Source organism: Streptomyces sp. NPDC050732 (genome assembly GCF_040654255.1).
GTDB lineage: Bacteria > Actinomycetota > Actinomycetes > Streptomycetales > Streptomycetaceae > Streptomyces.
The window spans coordinates 69,387-82,169 of sequence record NZ_JBFAHP010000002.1; the positions used below are offsets into that span (position 1 = coordinate 69,387).

18 protein-coding genes are annotated in these 12,783 nt (G+C 71.5%); 11 read left to right on the forward strand and 7 right to left on the reverse strand.

Annotation, left to right across the window (positions count from 1 at the left end; all coding sequences use genetic code 11):
* Window positions 1-64 precede the first annotated feature (64 nt).
* Window positions 65-256: a chaplin gene (locus AB0H82_RS02270; RefSeq protein WP_362988297.1), complete on the reverse strand. Its 192-nt coding sequence runs from the start codon at window positions 254-256 to the stop codon at window positions 65-67.
* Window positions 257-573: 317 nt separating this feature from the next.
* Window positions 574-972 carry a rodlin gene (locus AB0H82_RS02275; RefSeq protein WP_362987861.1) on the reverse strand — a complete coding sequence of 133 codons (399 nt, stop codon included), beginning with the start codon at window positions 970-972 and terminating at the stop codon, window positions 574-576.
* A 239-nt stretch (window positions 973-1,211) separates the two neighbouring features.
* Between AB0H82_RS02275 and AB0H82_RS02280 the strand changes: the two genes are divergently transcribed.
* From AB0H82_RS02280 to AB0H82_RS02295, 4 genes are all read left to right on the forward strand, one after another.
* Window positions 1,212-1,622, forward strand: a complete 411-nt coding sequence (locus AB0H82_RS02280; RefSeq protein WP_362987863.1) for a rodlin — start codon at window positions 1,212-1,214, stop codon at window positions 1,620-1,622.
* A gap of 446 nt (window positions 1,623-2,068) precedes the next feature.
* Window positions 2,069-2,476, forward strand: a complete 408-nt coding sequence (locus AB0H82_RS02285; protein ID WP_362987864.1) for a rodlin — start codon at window positions 2,069-2,071, stop codon at window positions 2,474-2,476.
* Window positions 2,477-2,673: 197 nt separating this feature from the next.
* Window positions 2,674-2,901: a hypothetical protein gene (locus AB0H82_RS02290; RefSeq protein ID WP_362987866.1), complete on the forward strand. Its 228-nt coding sequence runs from the start codon at window positions 2,674-2,676 to the stop codon at window positions 2,899-2,901.
* 159 nt (window positions 2,902-3,060) lie between these two features.
* Window positions 3,061-3,459 carry an ATP-binding protein gene (locus tag AB0H82_RS02295; RefSeq protein WP_362987868.1) on the forward strand — a complete coding sequence of 133 codons (399 nt, stop codon included), beginning with the start codon at window positions 3,061-3,063 and terminating at the stop codon, window positions 3,457-3,459.
* Window positions 3,460-3,495: 36 nt separating this feature from the next.
* Here the strand turns inward: AB0H82_RS02295 and AB0H82_RS02300 are convergent, their stop codons facing one another.
* Genes AB0H82_RS02300 through AB0H82_RS02310 form a run of 3 tightly spaced genes read right to left on the reverse strand, consistent with a single transcriptional unit; the run spans window position 3,496 to window position 5,038 of the window.
* A complete protein-coding gene (locus AB0H82_RS02300; protein WP_362987870.1) occupies window positions 3,496-3,822 on the reverse strand; it encodes a hypothetical protein in 327 nt (108 codons plus the stop codon).
* On the reverse strand, window positions 3,819-4,460 hold the full coding sequence (locus AB0H82_RS02305) for a hypothetical protein (protein WP_362987872.1): 642 nt from the start codon (window positions 4,458-4,460) through the stop codon (window positions 3,819-3,821). The genes AB0H82_RS02300 and AB0H82_RS02305 overlap by 4 nt, the downstream gene beginning before the upstream one ends.
* Complete coding sequence (locus tag AB0H82_RS02310) at window positions 4,451-5,038, reverse strand: sigma-70 family RNA polymerase sigma factor (RefSeq protein ID WP_362987874.1); 588 nt, start codon at window positions 5,036-5,038, stop codon at window positions 4,451-4,453. The genes AB0H82_RS02305 and AB0H82_RS02310 overlap by 10 nt, the downstream gene beginning before the upstream one ends.
* A gap of 204 nt (window positions 5,039-5,242) precedes the next feature.
* On the opposite strand from AB0H82_RS02310, the gene AB0H82_RS02315 reads away from it, so the two are divergent.
* From AB0H82_RS02315 to AB0H82_RS02330, 4 genes are read left to right on the forward strand one after another with little or no spacing between them, the layout of a single operon-like run.
* Window positions 5,243-5,761, forward strand: a complete 519-nt coding sequence (locus tag AB0H82_RS02315; protein ID WP_362987875.1) for an Asp23/Gls24 family envelope stress response protein — start codon at window positions 5,243-5,245, stop codon at window positions 5,759-5,761.
* Window positions 5,762-5,768: 7 nt separating this feature from the next.
* Entirely contained in the window at window positions 5,769-5,954 is a 186-nt protein-coding gene (locus AB0H82_RS02320) for a hypothetical protein (protein WP_362987877.1), read from the forward strand.
* Entirely contained in the window at window positions 5,951-6,940 is a 990-nt protein-coding gene (locus AB0H82_RS02325; protein WP_362987879.1) for a DUF6286 domain-containing protein, read from the forward strand. The genes AB0H82_RS02320 and AB0H82_RS02325 overlap by 4 nt, the downstream gene beginning before the upstream one ends.
* On the forward strand, window positions 6,937-7,521 hold the full coding sequence (locus tag AB0H82_RS02330) for an alkaline shock response membrane anchor protein AmaP (protein WP_362987881.1): 585 nt from the start codon (window positions 6,937-6,939) through the stop codon (window positions 7,519-7,521). Before AB0H82_RS02325 ends, AB0H82_RS02330 begins: the two co-directional genes overlap by 4 nt.
* A 30-nt stretch (window positions 7,522-7,551) precedes the next feature.
* Here AB0H82_RS02330 and AB0H82_RS02335 read toward each other — a convergent pair whose 3' ends face one another.
* Window positions 7,552-8,352 carry an RNA polymerase sigma factor SigF gene (locus tag AB0H82_RS02335; protein ID WP_362988299.1) on the reverse strand — a complete coding sequence of 267 codons (801 nt, stop codon included), beginning with the start codon at window positions 8,350-8,352 and terminating at the stop codon, window positions 7,552-7,554.
* Window positions 8,353-8,623: 271 nt separating this feature from the next.
* Here AB0H82_RS02335 and AB0H82_RS02340 point away from each other — a divergent pair, with 271 nt between their 5' ends.
* A complete protein-coding gene (locus AB0H82_RS02340; protein WP_362987883.1) occupies window positions 8,624-9,157 on the forward strand; it encodes a hypothetical protein in 534 nt (177 codons plus the stop codon).
* A gap of 4 nt (window positions 9,158-9,161) precedes the next feature.
* Here the strand turns inward: AB0H82_RS02340 and AB0H82_RS02345 are convergent, their stop codons facing one another.
* A complete protein-coding gene (locus AB0H82_RS02345; RefSeq protein WP_362987885.1) occupies window positions 9,162-9,995 on the reverse strand; it encodes a class I SAM-dependent methyltransferase in 834 nt (277 codons plus the stop codon).
* A gap of 72 nt (window positions 9,996-10,067) precedes the next feature.
* Between AB0H82_RS02345 and AB0H82_RS02350 the strand changes: the two genes are divergently transcribed.
* Entirely contained in the window at window positions 10,068-11,885 is a 1,818-nt protein-coding gene (locus AB0H82_RS02350; RefSeq protein WP_362987887.1) for a prolyl oligopeptidase family serine peptidase, read from the forward strand.
* A gap of 73 nt (window positions 11,886-11,958) precedes the next feature.
* Window positions 11,959-12,780, forward strand: coding sequence for an SURF1 family protein (locus AB0H82_RS02355; protein ID WP_362987889.1), 822 nt, complete (start codon window positions 11,959-11,961; stop codon window positions 12,778-12,780).
* Window positions 12,781-12,783: the final 3 nt, after the last annotated feature.

A 12,783-nucleotide genomic window follows, 5' to 3' on the forward strand; every position in this document is an offset into this window, starting at 1 on the left:
GCCCTGGCGCCGGGAAGGCTGCCAAGGCCGGCTGGGACACAGCAGGAACAGCTGAGCCGCTACGTCAGTCGTTGACGCAGGTGTTGCCGAACGCCGGGTTCAGGAGACCGACGACGTCGATGCTGTTGCCGCACACGTTGACCGGCACGTGGACGGGAACCTGGATGACGTTGCCGGAGATGACACCCGGGGAGTTCTGGGCCGCACCCGAGGCACCGGCGTCGGCGAACGCCGGGGCGCCCAGGCCCAGCGCCATGACCGCACCGGCAATGAACGTTGCGCTCTTCTTGAGCTTCACAGCTTTTCCCTTCTCTCGGGCCACGCCTAAACGGCGGCCGGAGCCGGGCGGGCATTCCCTGTTCCCGCACCGCGACCTGAGCCCTGCTTAACGAGCGGTAGTGGCCGAAGAAACCGCAGAGTTGACACACTTCGGAAGTTCACTCGAATGCGACTCGCCGGGGAAGCAGCAATAGGGGTAAGGGAGTTGGCCGGCGGCAGCCAGGACATGAGAAAGCCCGGGCCACCCGAGGAGGAAAAGGCGGGCGGCCCGAGCAGTCTCTACAGCGCGACGGATCAGCCGTTGTGCTCGCCGTTGGCGGACAGGATCGGGATGTCGCTGAGGATGTGCGACAGCGGCTCGTCGCCCTTCGCCTGCGTCGAGTTCTCGGTGCACTGCTGGGTCTGCGGCGCGGAGAGGATCGGGATGTCCTGGATGCCGATGTTGACCAGGGCGACGATGTTCTGGATGTTGGCCTTGACCGGGAGGCCGATGCAAGGCTTGTTCAGCGTGCCCTGGATCAGGGAGAGCTGCGGGCTCATGTCGCCCTTGGTGGCGGAGTTACCGAACGACTGCTGGGCACCGTTGCCGCTCATCGACTGGGTACCGGTGTCGTCGCCGACGGCCATCGCGGGGGAAGCGATACCGGCTACGGCCACCGCAGCCGCTGCCATTGCCATTGCCTTCTTAAGCATTTGTGGTTCCTTTTCTGGGGCAGACGCTCACGTTACTGCGGCCTGCTCAACTCCCCGCCCCACGTTTAGTTCCGCGCATTCACTCCATCGGATCGTCGGTGGTCGGCACGACGACGGAATCACTCATACTCGCGGGTGGCCGCGTATTGGGCCATCGGAGTGAATTTCAGCAACCCCTCCCGTTCCGGGCAGTTGCTCAGGGTGCTCCGAGGACGGGGCTAACTCAGAGAGGAACACCTGTGATCAAGAAGGTTATGACCGCAGCTGCGGTCACGGCTTCCGTCGTCGGCATGTCGGCGTCCGCCGCACCCACGGCCCTCGCCATCGGCAACGACGGCGGCACCGAGACGATGAGCGGCAACAATGCCATGCAGTCGTTCGGCAACTCGGCCACGCACGGCAACATGAGCCCGCAGATGGCGCTCATCCAGGGCTCGTTCAACAAGCCCTGCATCGCCCTGCCCGCGAAGGCCAACATTCAGAACATCGTCGGCCTGGTCAACATCGGCATCCAGGACATCCCGATCCTCTCCGCGCCGCAGACCCAGCAGTGCACCGAGAACTCGACCCAGGCCAAGGGCGACGAGCCGCTGTCGCACATTCTGGACGACCTGCCGATCCTGTCCGGCAACGGCGTCAGCAACCGCTGACACCGCATGCCTCCCGGCGGGCCGCCATCCTCCTCCTTGGCGGCCCGCCGCTCTCGTTCACTGCCGGGGCCAGGGGTCGCGCTCGACCAGCCTTCTCCACTCGGGGTCGGGCCGTCCCGGGACGGTTCTGCCCTGCGCGTACCAACTCCTGAGCAAGGAATCGTAGATGGGGTCGGTGCGGCATTCCGGAGACTGCCTGCTCGTCGGAATGACACCTAGCCGCTGCCATGGTCCTGTGCGGTCAGCCATATCTCCTCGTCAAGAGTGGGGGCGTCTCCGATTTCGTTCCTGTCGAAGTGCGCGACGAAACGGTGCCGTTGAGACGAAAGCTGACGTTCAGCACATTTATCAACCGAATGGCCGAATGGCCGCAACTCCCGCTCTGTCGCTCAGTTGATCACCATGCGGCTCCGGAGTGGAGCCTCACTCGAAGGGAACTCCTCACCATGAAGAAGCTGCTCGCAACGACCGCCGTCACCCTGACCGCCGCCGGAATGGCCGTCACCGCGGCTCCGCAGGCCATGGCCATCGGCGATGACACGGGCACCCAATCCGTCAGCGGCAACGGCGCCGGGCAGGCGTTCGGCAACTCCGCGACCAAGGGCAACATGAGCCCGCAGATGACCCTGGTCCAGGGCTCGCTGAACAAGCTCTGTGTCGGCCTCCCGGTCAAGGCGAACATCCAGAACATCGTCGCCCTCGTCAACATCGGCGTTCAGGACATCCCGATCCTCTCGGCGCCGCAGATGCAGCAGTGTGTCGAGAACTCGACGCAGGCCAAGGGCGACGAGCCCCTGTCGCACCTCATCGAGGACATCCCGCTGCTCTCGGGCAACGGCGTCGCCAACCGCTGATCCAGGTGCCCCGCGCCGCCCGGGGGCGCTGCCGGGGAAGGCCCGCACCTCGCTGACGGCGCCTTCCCCCCGCCCCCGGCCGGCGTCACTCCCCCAGCGGCGCTCGGCGAGCAGGCCCCCGGAGGACCCTTCAGCGTGATGAGCGTCCGTGCACGCCACACCGGCGCGTGCACACGCCTTCACCGAAGGGTCTGAGCATGAAGCGCATAACCCGCGCCCTGTCCGTCGCCGCCGTCACCGCCGCGCTGGCCGTCCCGGCCGGCGTCGCCCTCGCGGCTCCCGCCTCCGCCGCCGCCCCGGCCGCGCAGCAGGCCGACGGCCCGGACAGGGACGACTGGCACCACGATCACCACGGTCACGGTCATGGCCACGGCCACGGGCACCACCACTGGCACGCCGGACTGGGCCTGGACCTCTTCTTCTGACCCCCGGACACCCTGCCCGGTGGCGCCACGGACCCCGTGTGCGGCCACCGGGCATTTCGGTGCCGACCGGGCGAACCACTCGAACGCCGTGTGTGCGGGCGGGCTCACGGGGCAGCCGAAGAGGAACAGTCCCCACAACATCGGTGGGAGTGATGCGCTGTGACAACCGACAGCACTCAGGAAGCCCGCATCCTCGCCCGCCCCCGCAGCCCGGCAGCCGCCCGGGAGGCCGTGCGCGCGGCGTTGCGCCAGGGGCATCGGCACATCGGCGAGATGGCGGTCGCGGACGCGGTTCTGGTCACCTCGGAACTGGTCACCAACGCGCTCAGGCACGGCGGAGGTCTGCGCGGGTTCCAGTGCCGCGTACGGTCCGACTCCGTCGAGATCACCGTCGAGGACGGCAGCGACACCGTTCCGGTCACCCGCCCCCGGACGGCCCTCCTCGTGAGCGGCGGACACGGCTGGCCCACGGTGTGCCGGCTGGCCGACGACGTCAGCGTGACGCGCCTTCCCGGCGGCGGGAAGCGCATCGTCGCCCGGGTACCGCTGACCGCGTGAGCCCGCGGCCTGAAGAATTCCCCGGGCGGAGTTCTCTCATACGCGGCCGGTCACCGTCACCGTGACGCGCGGGGGTTCCTGCTCGCCGGTCATCCGCAGCAGCGTCCCGGCCACGGCGGCGCGCACCTCCCGGGTGACGTCCACGGACCGGTAACCGCGGCGCAGGACGACGTGGATCTCGGCGTGCCAGGCCGCGGCGCCCTTGTCCCGGGTGACGCGGACCGCCGAGGAGCGCCTGGTCAGCGGGGTGGTGACGCGCAGGAGCTCGGCGATGCCCGGGCGCAGGAACGCGACCCCCGCGGTGCCGAGCACCGCTTCCTGGACGGCCTCGGCCAGCTCACCGGCAGTACGTCGGTCCGTCACGGGTGCCGCCTCTCCGCGCTGTGGTCGACAGCGTCTTCAGCGTCTTCAGCGTCGTCGATGATGTCGGCGACCGTCACGTCGACGGTCGCGACCCTCATGCCGAGCTCGGCGTCCACCGCGTCGAGTACCCGGCGGCGGACCCGCTCGGCGACCTCCGGGAGATGCCACGTGAGGGTCACCGCGACCTCCGTGCGGATCCGCACGGGCCCGCGCGGACGGCGTCCCGCGGCCGCGTCGGTGCGGCCCTCCTCGTCGAGCGCCTCGATGCGGCAGCTGCCCGCCCGTACGCCCGGCAGGGACTCCGCGGCGGCGCGGACGGTTCTGGCGGCCGCGGCCTCCACGATCCACGCGTCCTCGTCCTCCTCGCCCAGCGGCAGCGTGCGGCCGGGGCGCAGTTCGAGGCGCACCACGTCCATGACGCGCCCCACCAGCGCGGAGGTGTCGGGCTCGGGCTCCCGCGGGTCCGTGTCGCGGGCGGCGGCGACGACGTCCTCCAGGTGCCGCAGCGTGTTCCGCGCGTCGGTGCAGTGCGGGCAGCCGAGGGCGTGCGGGTCGGCTTCGCCGGTCTCCGCGCGCTCCCAGACGCTCCACACGTCGCGGCCGCAGGGCAGCAGTTCGTTCTCCTCGTTCAACGCCATGCGGCCATCGCCTCCGTGAGATAGCGCCGCGCCCGGAAGACGCGGCCCCGTACCGCCTCCGGACTGATGCCGACCGTCTCGGCGATGGTTTCGTAGGCGAGGCCGTTGAGTTCGCGCAGCACCCAGCAGACGCGCTGCTCCGGAGACAGCCCCTCCATCGCCCTGCCGAGCTCCGCCACGGCGGCGTGCGCCTCGGCGACCCGCGCCGGGGAGGCCTCGTGCTCCGGTGCCTGCGGCTCGGGCACGTCGCCCAGGTCGACGGCGGGGCGGCGGGCCCGCAGGACGTTCAGGCAGCGGTTCGTGACGATGCGGTGCATCCACGTGCCGAACTGCGCGTCCCTGCGGAACTCCGGCACCTTGCGCCAGGCGCTCACGAAGGACTCCTGCACCGCGTCCTCGGCCTCCGTCCGGTTGCCGAGCAGCCGTGTCGCGAGCCGCAGCAGGCCCGGCGCGTGGCGGCGCACCAGCACCTCGAAGGCCTCCTCGTCGCCCTCCGCGGCCCGTACCGCGAGCAGTCCGTCGTCGGACCGCGCGGAGTCGTCCGCCTCGGCCGGCGCTCTGTCCGGGTCGCCCGGCACACGCGGCTCCTCTCACTCAGGTCGTACTCCTACGACACATGGCGAGCGCCCGCGTTATGCGACGCGGGTGCGGGGGCCGCCGGGAGAAGAAATTCCACCGGGACGCGTAACGAATCCTCTGCCCCGGTGTCAGACATGCGCCGGGCCGGGCACTCGGCCCGCAGTGAGCGAGCGACGAGTCACTGACGACGAGGAGATGGCTTCATGTCGACTCAGGAGATCACTTCGAAGACCGCCTCCGGTGGCGGCGAACAGGGCCTCACCGGGGCCCCGCACCAGGCCGTGCCGGGCAGCACCACCGTGGCGGGCAGGACGGGGGCCACCGAGCCGGCCGCGACCCGCGGGAAGACGTCCATCGCCGACGTGGTGGTGGTGAAGATCGCCGGTACGGCCGCGCGTGAGATCCCCGGTGTGTACGACATGGGCGGCGGGCTCTCCCGCACCATCGGCGCCGTCCGCGACCGCGTCCCCGGCGGCCGGCCCAACGTCGGACGCGGCGTGAAGGTCGAGGTCGGCGAGCGGCAGACGGCGATCGACCTGGACATCGTCGTCGAGTACGGCGTGCCCATCACCGACGTCGCCCACGACGTGCGCGAGAACGTCATCGCGGCCGTGGAGCGCATCACCGGCCTTGAGGTCGTCGAGGTCAACGTCGCGGTCAACGACGTACGGCTGCCCGACGACGACGGCTCGGACTCCGCCGGCGAGACGCGTGTGGAGTAGGTGAGTGGTGAGCGCAGCTCTGGTAGGCCTGATCGCCGGGATGGCGCTGGGGTTCGCCGGGTGGTTCGGCGGCTTCGGTGCCTTCCTCCTGGTCGCCGCGCTCGGCGCGGTGGGCTTCGTCGCGGGGCGCCTCGTCGACGACGGCACGGACATACGGAGCTTCCTGAGCGGCCGTGACCGGGGGCGGCGATGAGTACGCCGGCGGCGGACCGCGGCTCGACGACCGTCGCGGACCGGGCGGTGCGCCGCATCGCCGGGCAGGCCGCCACGGAGGCGCTCGCGCCCGGTGAGGTGCGGGCGACCCGAAGTTCGGCGTCCGTACGCGGCCGTCGGGCCCGGGTCGACGTCACCGTGACGCTGCCCTATCCCGCGGTGCTCGACGACGCGGGCGAACGCGTCCGGGCCCATGTCGCCGACCGTACGGCGCGACTCACCGGCCTCGCCGTGCCCTCGGCGCGGGTGCGGGTGCGGGAGCTGTGTCTACGGGAGGGCGCTTCAGCAGAGGAGGGCACTTCTGTAGAGGAGGGCACTTCTGTGGAGGCGGGTGTCGGGGGGCGGGCCCGGCGGCCGTGGTCCTCGCGGCGCGTGCCCGTCGCCGCGTTGACGTTCGCCGCCGCCGTGGTGTGCGGTGTCTTCCTGTACGACGTGCTGGCCGTGCGCACGGCCGACCGTCCGCCCGCCGGGTGGCGGGCCGACCTGATGGGGTGGCTCACCACGCACGGCCCGGACAGCGGCCTCTGGCCGGGTGCGGCGGTGGCGTTCGCCGTGTTCTGCCTCGGCGTGTGGCTGCTGGTCCTCGCCGTCACGCCGGGCCGCCGCGGGCGGCTCCCCATGCGGCCACCGCTGCCGGGCGTCCACGCGGTCCTCGACCGGCGCGCGATGGCGTCGCTGCTGCGGGACGCCGTGTCGGAGCTGCCCGGCATCGCCCGGGTGCGGGTCGATGTCGGCCGCCGCAGGGCACGCGTGCGTGCCGGGCTCGCCTTCGGCCGCAAGGACGACGCGCACCGGGCGGTGACGGAGGCGGCGGAGCGGGCCCTGACGGCGTGCGGGGTGGCCAGGCCGCCACGGCTCCGCGTCCGGCTGCGCCCCGAACCCGCCTGGCGCGCTCCCGCGCCGGGGCCGCTGGCGCCACCTGCGCCGGACGGTGACTCGGCTGCTCCGGAGAGCGGGGTTCGATGAGCAGGCTCCGCAGTGGCACCAACCGCGCGGCCCTGCTCGGTGCGGCCGTGGCGCTTCTCGGCGCCGGAGCCGTGCTGGCGTCCGCCACCGACGGCGTGCGCGAGCGGCTGCCGTCGGGCTGGCCGCGGCTCGGCGCCGACAGGGTGTGGCTCGACGGGCGTGACCTCGGCAGGTGGCGCGATCAGGGCTGGTGGACGCCTCTGGTGATCGCCGCGCTCTCCGTCGGCGTACTCCTGTTCCTGGGGTGGGCCGTGGCGCAGCTGCGCAGTGGCCGCGTACGGGAACTGCCCCTGGGGCAGCCCGACGTGACGCTCTCCGGGGCCGCGCTGGCGGCCGCGATGACCGAGCGGGCACGCGCCATCGAGGGCGTGGCCGACGCGCGCGTACGCCTTCGGGGCGGCTCACGGCGGCTGCGCGCCCACATCACCCTCGTCCTGCTGCCGGGCAGCTCTCCGGAGACGGTCCTTGAGCTTCTCGCCCGGCACACGGTGGCGGAGGCGCGAGCGGCGACGGCACCCCGGGAGCTGACCGCCGACGTACGCCTGAGGGCGCGGTCGCACAAGTCCCGGCGCCTGCGCTGAGGGGCGGCTTCTTTACTGAAAGCCGTCGGCTCAGTGTTCGGTGAGCAGTCCGGAGCGCAGCTTGGCGAGGGTGCGGGTCAGCAGCCGCGAGACGTGCATCTGGGAGACCCCGAGCACCTCGCCGATCTGGCCCTGCGTCATCTCCTGGCCGAAGCGCATCTCGATGATGTGCCGCTCGCGCTCGTCCAGTTGCTCGACGAGGGGCGCCAGGGCGTGCAGGTCCTCGAAGAGGTCGAGCGCGGGGTCCTCCTCGCCGAGGACGTCGGCGTAGTCACGGCCCTTGGAGCCGTCGTCCTGGTTGAGGGGGACGTCGATGGAGCCCGCGGTGTAGCCGTTCGAGGCGACGAGGCCGTCGTTGACCTCGCGCTCGGTGAGGCCGAGGTGGTCGGCGAGTTCGCGGACGGTGGGCTCGCGGTCCAGTTCGGCGCCGAGCGCCTCCTTGGCCTTCACGAGGTCGACGCGGAGCTCCTGGAGGCGGCGCGGCACGTGGACCGCCCAGGTGGTGTCGCGGAAGAATCGTTTGATCTCACCGGTGATGTAAGGCAGCGCGAAGGTGCTGAACGCGACCTCACGGGACAGCTCGAAGCGGTCGATGGCCTTGATCAGGCCGATCGTGCCGACCTGCACGATGTCGTCGATGTCGGTGCTGCCGCCGCGGAAGCGGGAGGCCGCGAACTGCACCAGCGACAGGTTCATCTCGATCAGGGTGTTGCGTGCGTACTGGTATTCGTGCGTGCCCTCTTCGAGGTGCTGGAGCCGGTCGAAGAAGATCTTCGACAGGGCCCGCGCGTCCTTGGGCGCGACAATCCCCGCGTCCTCGACCCACGGCAGTTCGCTGTTGGACGTCTCTTCCCAGGGGGCCGCAGCAGGTGCTTCCTCATGCGTGGGTGCTGCGGTCAACTGTGTGGAGGTCCTCACGGGTTCACCTTCGCTCGGTGGGGGCGGCGGGCGGTACGTCATCAGACCGCCTGCCCAGTGATCTGCCGGTTATGCCTCTTGGTCCTGCCTGTCGCCCCGTTCCCCTCGCCGGTCGGTGCTGACACGATGCGGAGTCCAGGGTGCAGGGGGAGCTGCTCCCAGCGGAGCGGGGCGGGAGGCGTACATGCCAGAGGTGTTCTTGCGGCGACTGAGCCGTTGGCAGGCGGAGATGCAGCGTGAGGCCTTGGCCGACCTCTACGTGGACTCCAGTCGCGGCATGGCCGGCGCCGAGTTCGGGGACCGGCGTGAGTTTCTGCGCCGTTTCGAACAAGACGTGCAGCAGACGGATTTCGACATGGTCGTGGCCGACGCGGCGGGCCTGGTCGGCTGTCTCTACGGATACCGTGCCGAGCGCAGCGGTGCGTGGTGGGAGAGGTTCCGCGGTGTTCTGCCCCCGGAGATCGAGGAACAGACCGCTTCGGGGCGGGTGTTCCTGCTGAGCGAGCTGATGGTCACGCCCGCCGAGCGCGGCTCGGACCTCGCCTCCCGCCTTCGGACGCTGCTCCTCACCCGGCACACGTCGGATGTCGTCGTCGCCGTCCTCAAGCCGGACGACGACCGGGGGCGTGAGGTGCTGCAGGCGTGGGACTGGACGAAACTGGGCGAGTTCGCGCCCGACCAGGAGGGCTGGCTGCGGCCGCCCTCTCCCCTGCCCTGACCGCTCACGCATCCCGGGCCCTGCTCGCCCGCAGGGAGTACATGAGCGGGATGCGGGGCCGGTCCGCGGGGAACCGGTAGGTGCCGTCGCGGAGTTCGAGCGCGCCGAACCGCGCGAAGAGGGTGTGGTCGCGCTCGCGCAGGAACTCGACGCGCAGCCCCGCGGCGGCGAGCGCCGAGACGACGTCGCCGACCGGGTGCTGCCACTCGACGGTGCGGTTGTGGACGGTGGGAGTGACGGTGTCCGCGTAACCGCCGGGCGTCTCGTCGACCCAGGCGTCGCGCGCGAAGTAGTCGTGCTCGACGCGGGAGCCCGTGGCGTCGTCCAGGATGTCGGTGAGCGGATGGAATTCGTTGAGGTAGAGGAAGCCGCCGGGGGCGACCAGCGAGGCGGCGGTCTCGGCCCAGCGCCGGATGTCGGGGAGCCAGCCGAGCGCGCCCACTCCGGTGTAGACGATGTCGTACGAGGTGTCGGGCACCGCATCGGCCGCGTCGTACACGTCGGCGGTGACGAAGGTGGCCTGCTCCGGGGTGAGGCCGAGCTCGGCGGCGAGCTCACGGGCCGCCTCGACGGCGGGCTCGGAGAAGTCGAGCCCCACCACGCGGGACGCTCCGTGCCGCGCCCAGGACAGCGTGTCCAGGCCGATGTGGCACTGGAGGTGCAGCAGGGACTTTCCGCGTACGTCGCCCACTTCGGCGAGCTCGTGGTCGCGCAGGGGGTCCTTGCCGGCGCGGAAGGCGTCGAGGTCGTAGTAGTCGCTGGCGAGGTGGAGAGGAACGCGCTCGTCCCAGCGTTTCCGGTTGGTCTCTCGCCAGTCGGCGGGCGTCGGGGAGTACATGGCCGGAAAGTTATCCACAGGCTGGGGAATCCCGCCAGCGGATTGTCGGCGGGGCCAGGCAGTATGGAGGGCATGAGCGAGACGGGTGCGACGAACGAGACGGTGACGGATGCCATGCCGGACTGGGAGAAGCGGTTCAGGGCGCCGCGCGTGTCCCTGCCCGACTGGGCGGAGGATGCTCCGGAGCGCTCCCTGTTCGTGTCGAACGCGACGGGGACGTACGAGTTGTACGCGTGGGACAGGGCGACCGGCACCCAGCGCCAGGTGACCGACCGGGCGAACGGCACGACGGACGGCGCGCTGTCGCCCGACGGCGAGTGGATCTGGTGGTTCGACGACAAGGACGGCGACGAGTTCGGCGTCTGGCTGCGCCAGCCCTTCGCCGGTGGCGCCGACGAGCCGGCGGTGCCGGGCCTGGCCGCCTCGTATCCCGCGGGCCTCGCCCTCGGCAGGGACGGCGGGACGGTGGTCGTCGGCCGCTCGACGGACGAGGACGGTTCGACCATCCATGTCGTGCGTCCCGGCGACCCCGGCCCGGTCGAGGTGTACCGCCACCGGGAGTCCGCGGGCGTCGGCGACCTGTCGTACGACGGCTCGCTGATCGCCGTGGAGCACACGGAGCACGGTGACGCGATGCACTCCGCGCTCCGGGTGATCCGGCCGGACGGTTCGACGGTCGCCGAACTCGACGACACCAAGGGCGGCACGGTCGAGCTGGGCCTTGAGGTCCTCGGCTTCGCGCCGGTCGACGGGGACACGCGCCTCCTCGTCGGGCACCAGCGGCGCGGACGCTGGGAGCCGATGGTGTGGGACGTCGCGTCCGGCGAGGAGCACGACCTCGCGCTCGGCCTGCCGGGTGACGTGAGCGCCGAGTGGTATCCGGACGGCTCCGCGCTCCTCGTCGCGCACGGCTTCGAGGCCCGGGGCGAGCTCTTCCGCTACGACTTCGCCTCCGGCGAGCTGGTGCGGATCGACACGCCGGCCGGCTCCGTGTCGGGCGCGACGGCACGCCCCGACGGCAGCGTGGAGTACATGTGGTCGTCGGCGGCCGAGCCGCCGGTGGTCCGCTCCACGGCGGGCGGCGTGGTCCTGGACCCGCCCGGCATGAAGGCACCGAAGTCCGTCCCGGTGGAGGACGTGTGGGTGGACGGGCCCGGCGGCCGCATCCACGCGCTGGTGCAGCGGCCCGCGGGCTCCTCGGGCCCCCTCCCCACCATCTTCGAGGTGCACGGCGGCCCCACCTGGCACGACAGCGACTCCTTCGCGGCGGGCCCGGCGGCCTGGGTCGACCATGGGTACGCGGTCGTGCGGGTCAACTACCGCGGCTCCACCGGTTACGGCAGAGAGTGGACGGACGCCCTCAAGCACCGCGTCGGCCTCATCGAGCTGGAGGACATCGCGGCGGTGCGGGAGTGGGCGGTGACGTCGGGCCTGGCCGACCCCGACCGCCTGGTCCTTTCGGGCGGCTCCTGGGGCGGGTACCTCACCCTCCTCGGCCTCGGCACCCAGCCCGACTCCTGGGCGGTCGGTCTCGCCGCGGTCCCCGTCGCGGACTACGTGACGGCGTACCACGACGAGATGGAAGCCCTGAAGGCGATGGACCGCACGCTTCTCGGCGGCACACCGGAGGACGTCCCCGAGCGCTTCGCCGCGTCGTCCCCCCTGACGTACGTCGACGACGTCAAGGCCCCCGTCTACATCTCGGCGGGGGTCAACGACCCGCGCTGCCCGATCCGCCAGATCGACAACTACGTCGACCGCCTCGCCGCCCGGGGCGCGACCCACGAGGTGTACCGCTACGACGCGGGCCACGGCTCACTCGTCGTGGACGAGCGCATCAAGCAGATCGCCCTGGAGCTGGACTTCGCGGGGCGGCACCTGGGGGCGTGACCGGGGCGGCCGGGGGTGGGGCGGGGTGGACCCCACGGGCCGGCGGGGGTCGGCGGCACCGTACCTTGGGGGTGTGTACCGGTTTCTGCTGACGCCCCGCTGGTGGGGGATCAACGTCTTCGTCGTGCTGGCCATCCCCTTCTGCATATTCATGGGGTCCTGGCAGCTCGGCCGCTTCGAGGACCGCGTACAGGACCATGAGTCCGCCAAGGAGCAGGTGGCGGAGCAGACCGCGGACGCCCGTGGTGACGCCGAGGGGCGCCCCCTCGCCTCCCTGCTGCCCGTCGACAAGGAAACCTCCGGCGAGCAGGCCACGGCCACCGGCCGCTACGGCACGCAGCTCCTCGTCCCGGACCGGGAGCTCGACGACAAGCGCGGCTTCTACGTCCTGACCCTGCTCCGCACGGACGACGGCAAGTCCTTGCCCGTGGTCCGCGGCTGGCTCCCCGGCGACGCGAGCGCCGCCAAGGCCCCCGCCGCGCCCAAGGGCAAGGTCACGGTGACGGGTGCCTTGCAGGCGTCGGAGAGCCCGGGGTCGAACGGCGTGAGCGCCGCAGGCGGACTGCCCGAGGGCCAGCTGGGCGCGATCAGCTCGGCGTCACTGGTCAACCTCGTACGCGACGACGTGTACGACGCGTGGATCACCCTCGACAAGGGGGACTCCGGGATGAAGGCGGTCCCGGCGGCCGCGCCCAACAACACGGGCCTCGACCTGAAGGCCTTCCAGAACCTCGGCTACACCGGCGAGTGGTTCGTCTTCGCGGGGTTCGTGGTCTTCATGTGGTTCCGGCTGTTCCGCCGCGAGGCGGAGTTCGCCCGCGACGCCCGCCTCGGCCTGCTCGAAGAACCCCAGGCCGCCGAGGTCCGGACCACCGGGCCCCAGCCGCAGGGCTAGGAA

Excerpts from the sequence above, each read along its gene's own strand:
- AB0H82_RS02305 (WP_362987872.1), bottom strand. The coding sequence starts at position 4,460 with ATGGCGTTGAACGAGGAGAACGAACTGCTGCCCTGCGGCCGCGACGTG.
- AB0H82_RS02315 (WP_362987875.1), top strand. The coding sequence starts at position 5,243 with ATGTCGACTCAGGAGATCACTTCGAAGACCGCCTCCGGTGGCGGCGAA.
- AB0H82_RS02345 (WP_362987885.1), bottom strand. The coding sequence starts at position 9,995 with ATGTACTCCCCGACGCCCGCCGACTGGCGAGAGACCAACCGGAAACGC.
- AB0H82_RS02350 (WP_362987887.1), top strand. The coding sequence starts at position 10,068 with ATGAGCGAGACGGGTGCGACGAACGAGACGGTGACGGATGCCATGCCG.
- AB0H82_RS02325 (WP_362987879.1), top strand. The coding sequence starts at position 5,951 with ATGAGTACGCCGGCGGCGGACCGCGGCTCGACGACCGTCGCGGACCGG.
- AB0H82_RS02275 (WP_362987861.1), bottom strand. The coding sequence starts at position 972 with ATGCTTAAGAAGGCAATGGCAATGGCAGCGGCTGCGGTGGCCGTAGCC.
- AB0H82_RS02340 (WP_362987883.1), top strand. The coding sequence starts at position 8,624 with ATGCCAGAGGTGTTCTTGCGGCGACTGAGCCGTTGGCAGGCGGAGATG.
- AB0H82_RS02270 (WP_362988297.1), bottom strand. The coding sequence starts at position 256 with ATGGCGCTGGGCCTGGGCGCCCCGGCGTTCGCCGACGCCGGTGCCTCG.
- AB0H82_RS02330 (WP_362987881.1), top strand. The coding sequence starts at position 6,937 with ATGAGCAGGCTCCGCAGTGGCACCAACCGCGCGGCCCTGCTCGGTGCG.
- AB0H82_RS02290 (WP_362987866.1), top strand. The coding sequence starts at position 2,674 with ATGAAGCGCATAACCCGCGCCCTGTCCGTCGCCGCCGTCACCGCCGCG.
- AB0H82_RS02285 (WP_362987864.1), top strand. The coding sequence starts at position 2,069 with ATGAAGAAGCTGCTCGCAACGACCGCCGTCACCCTGACCGCCGCCGGA.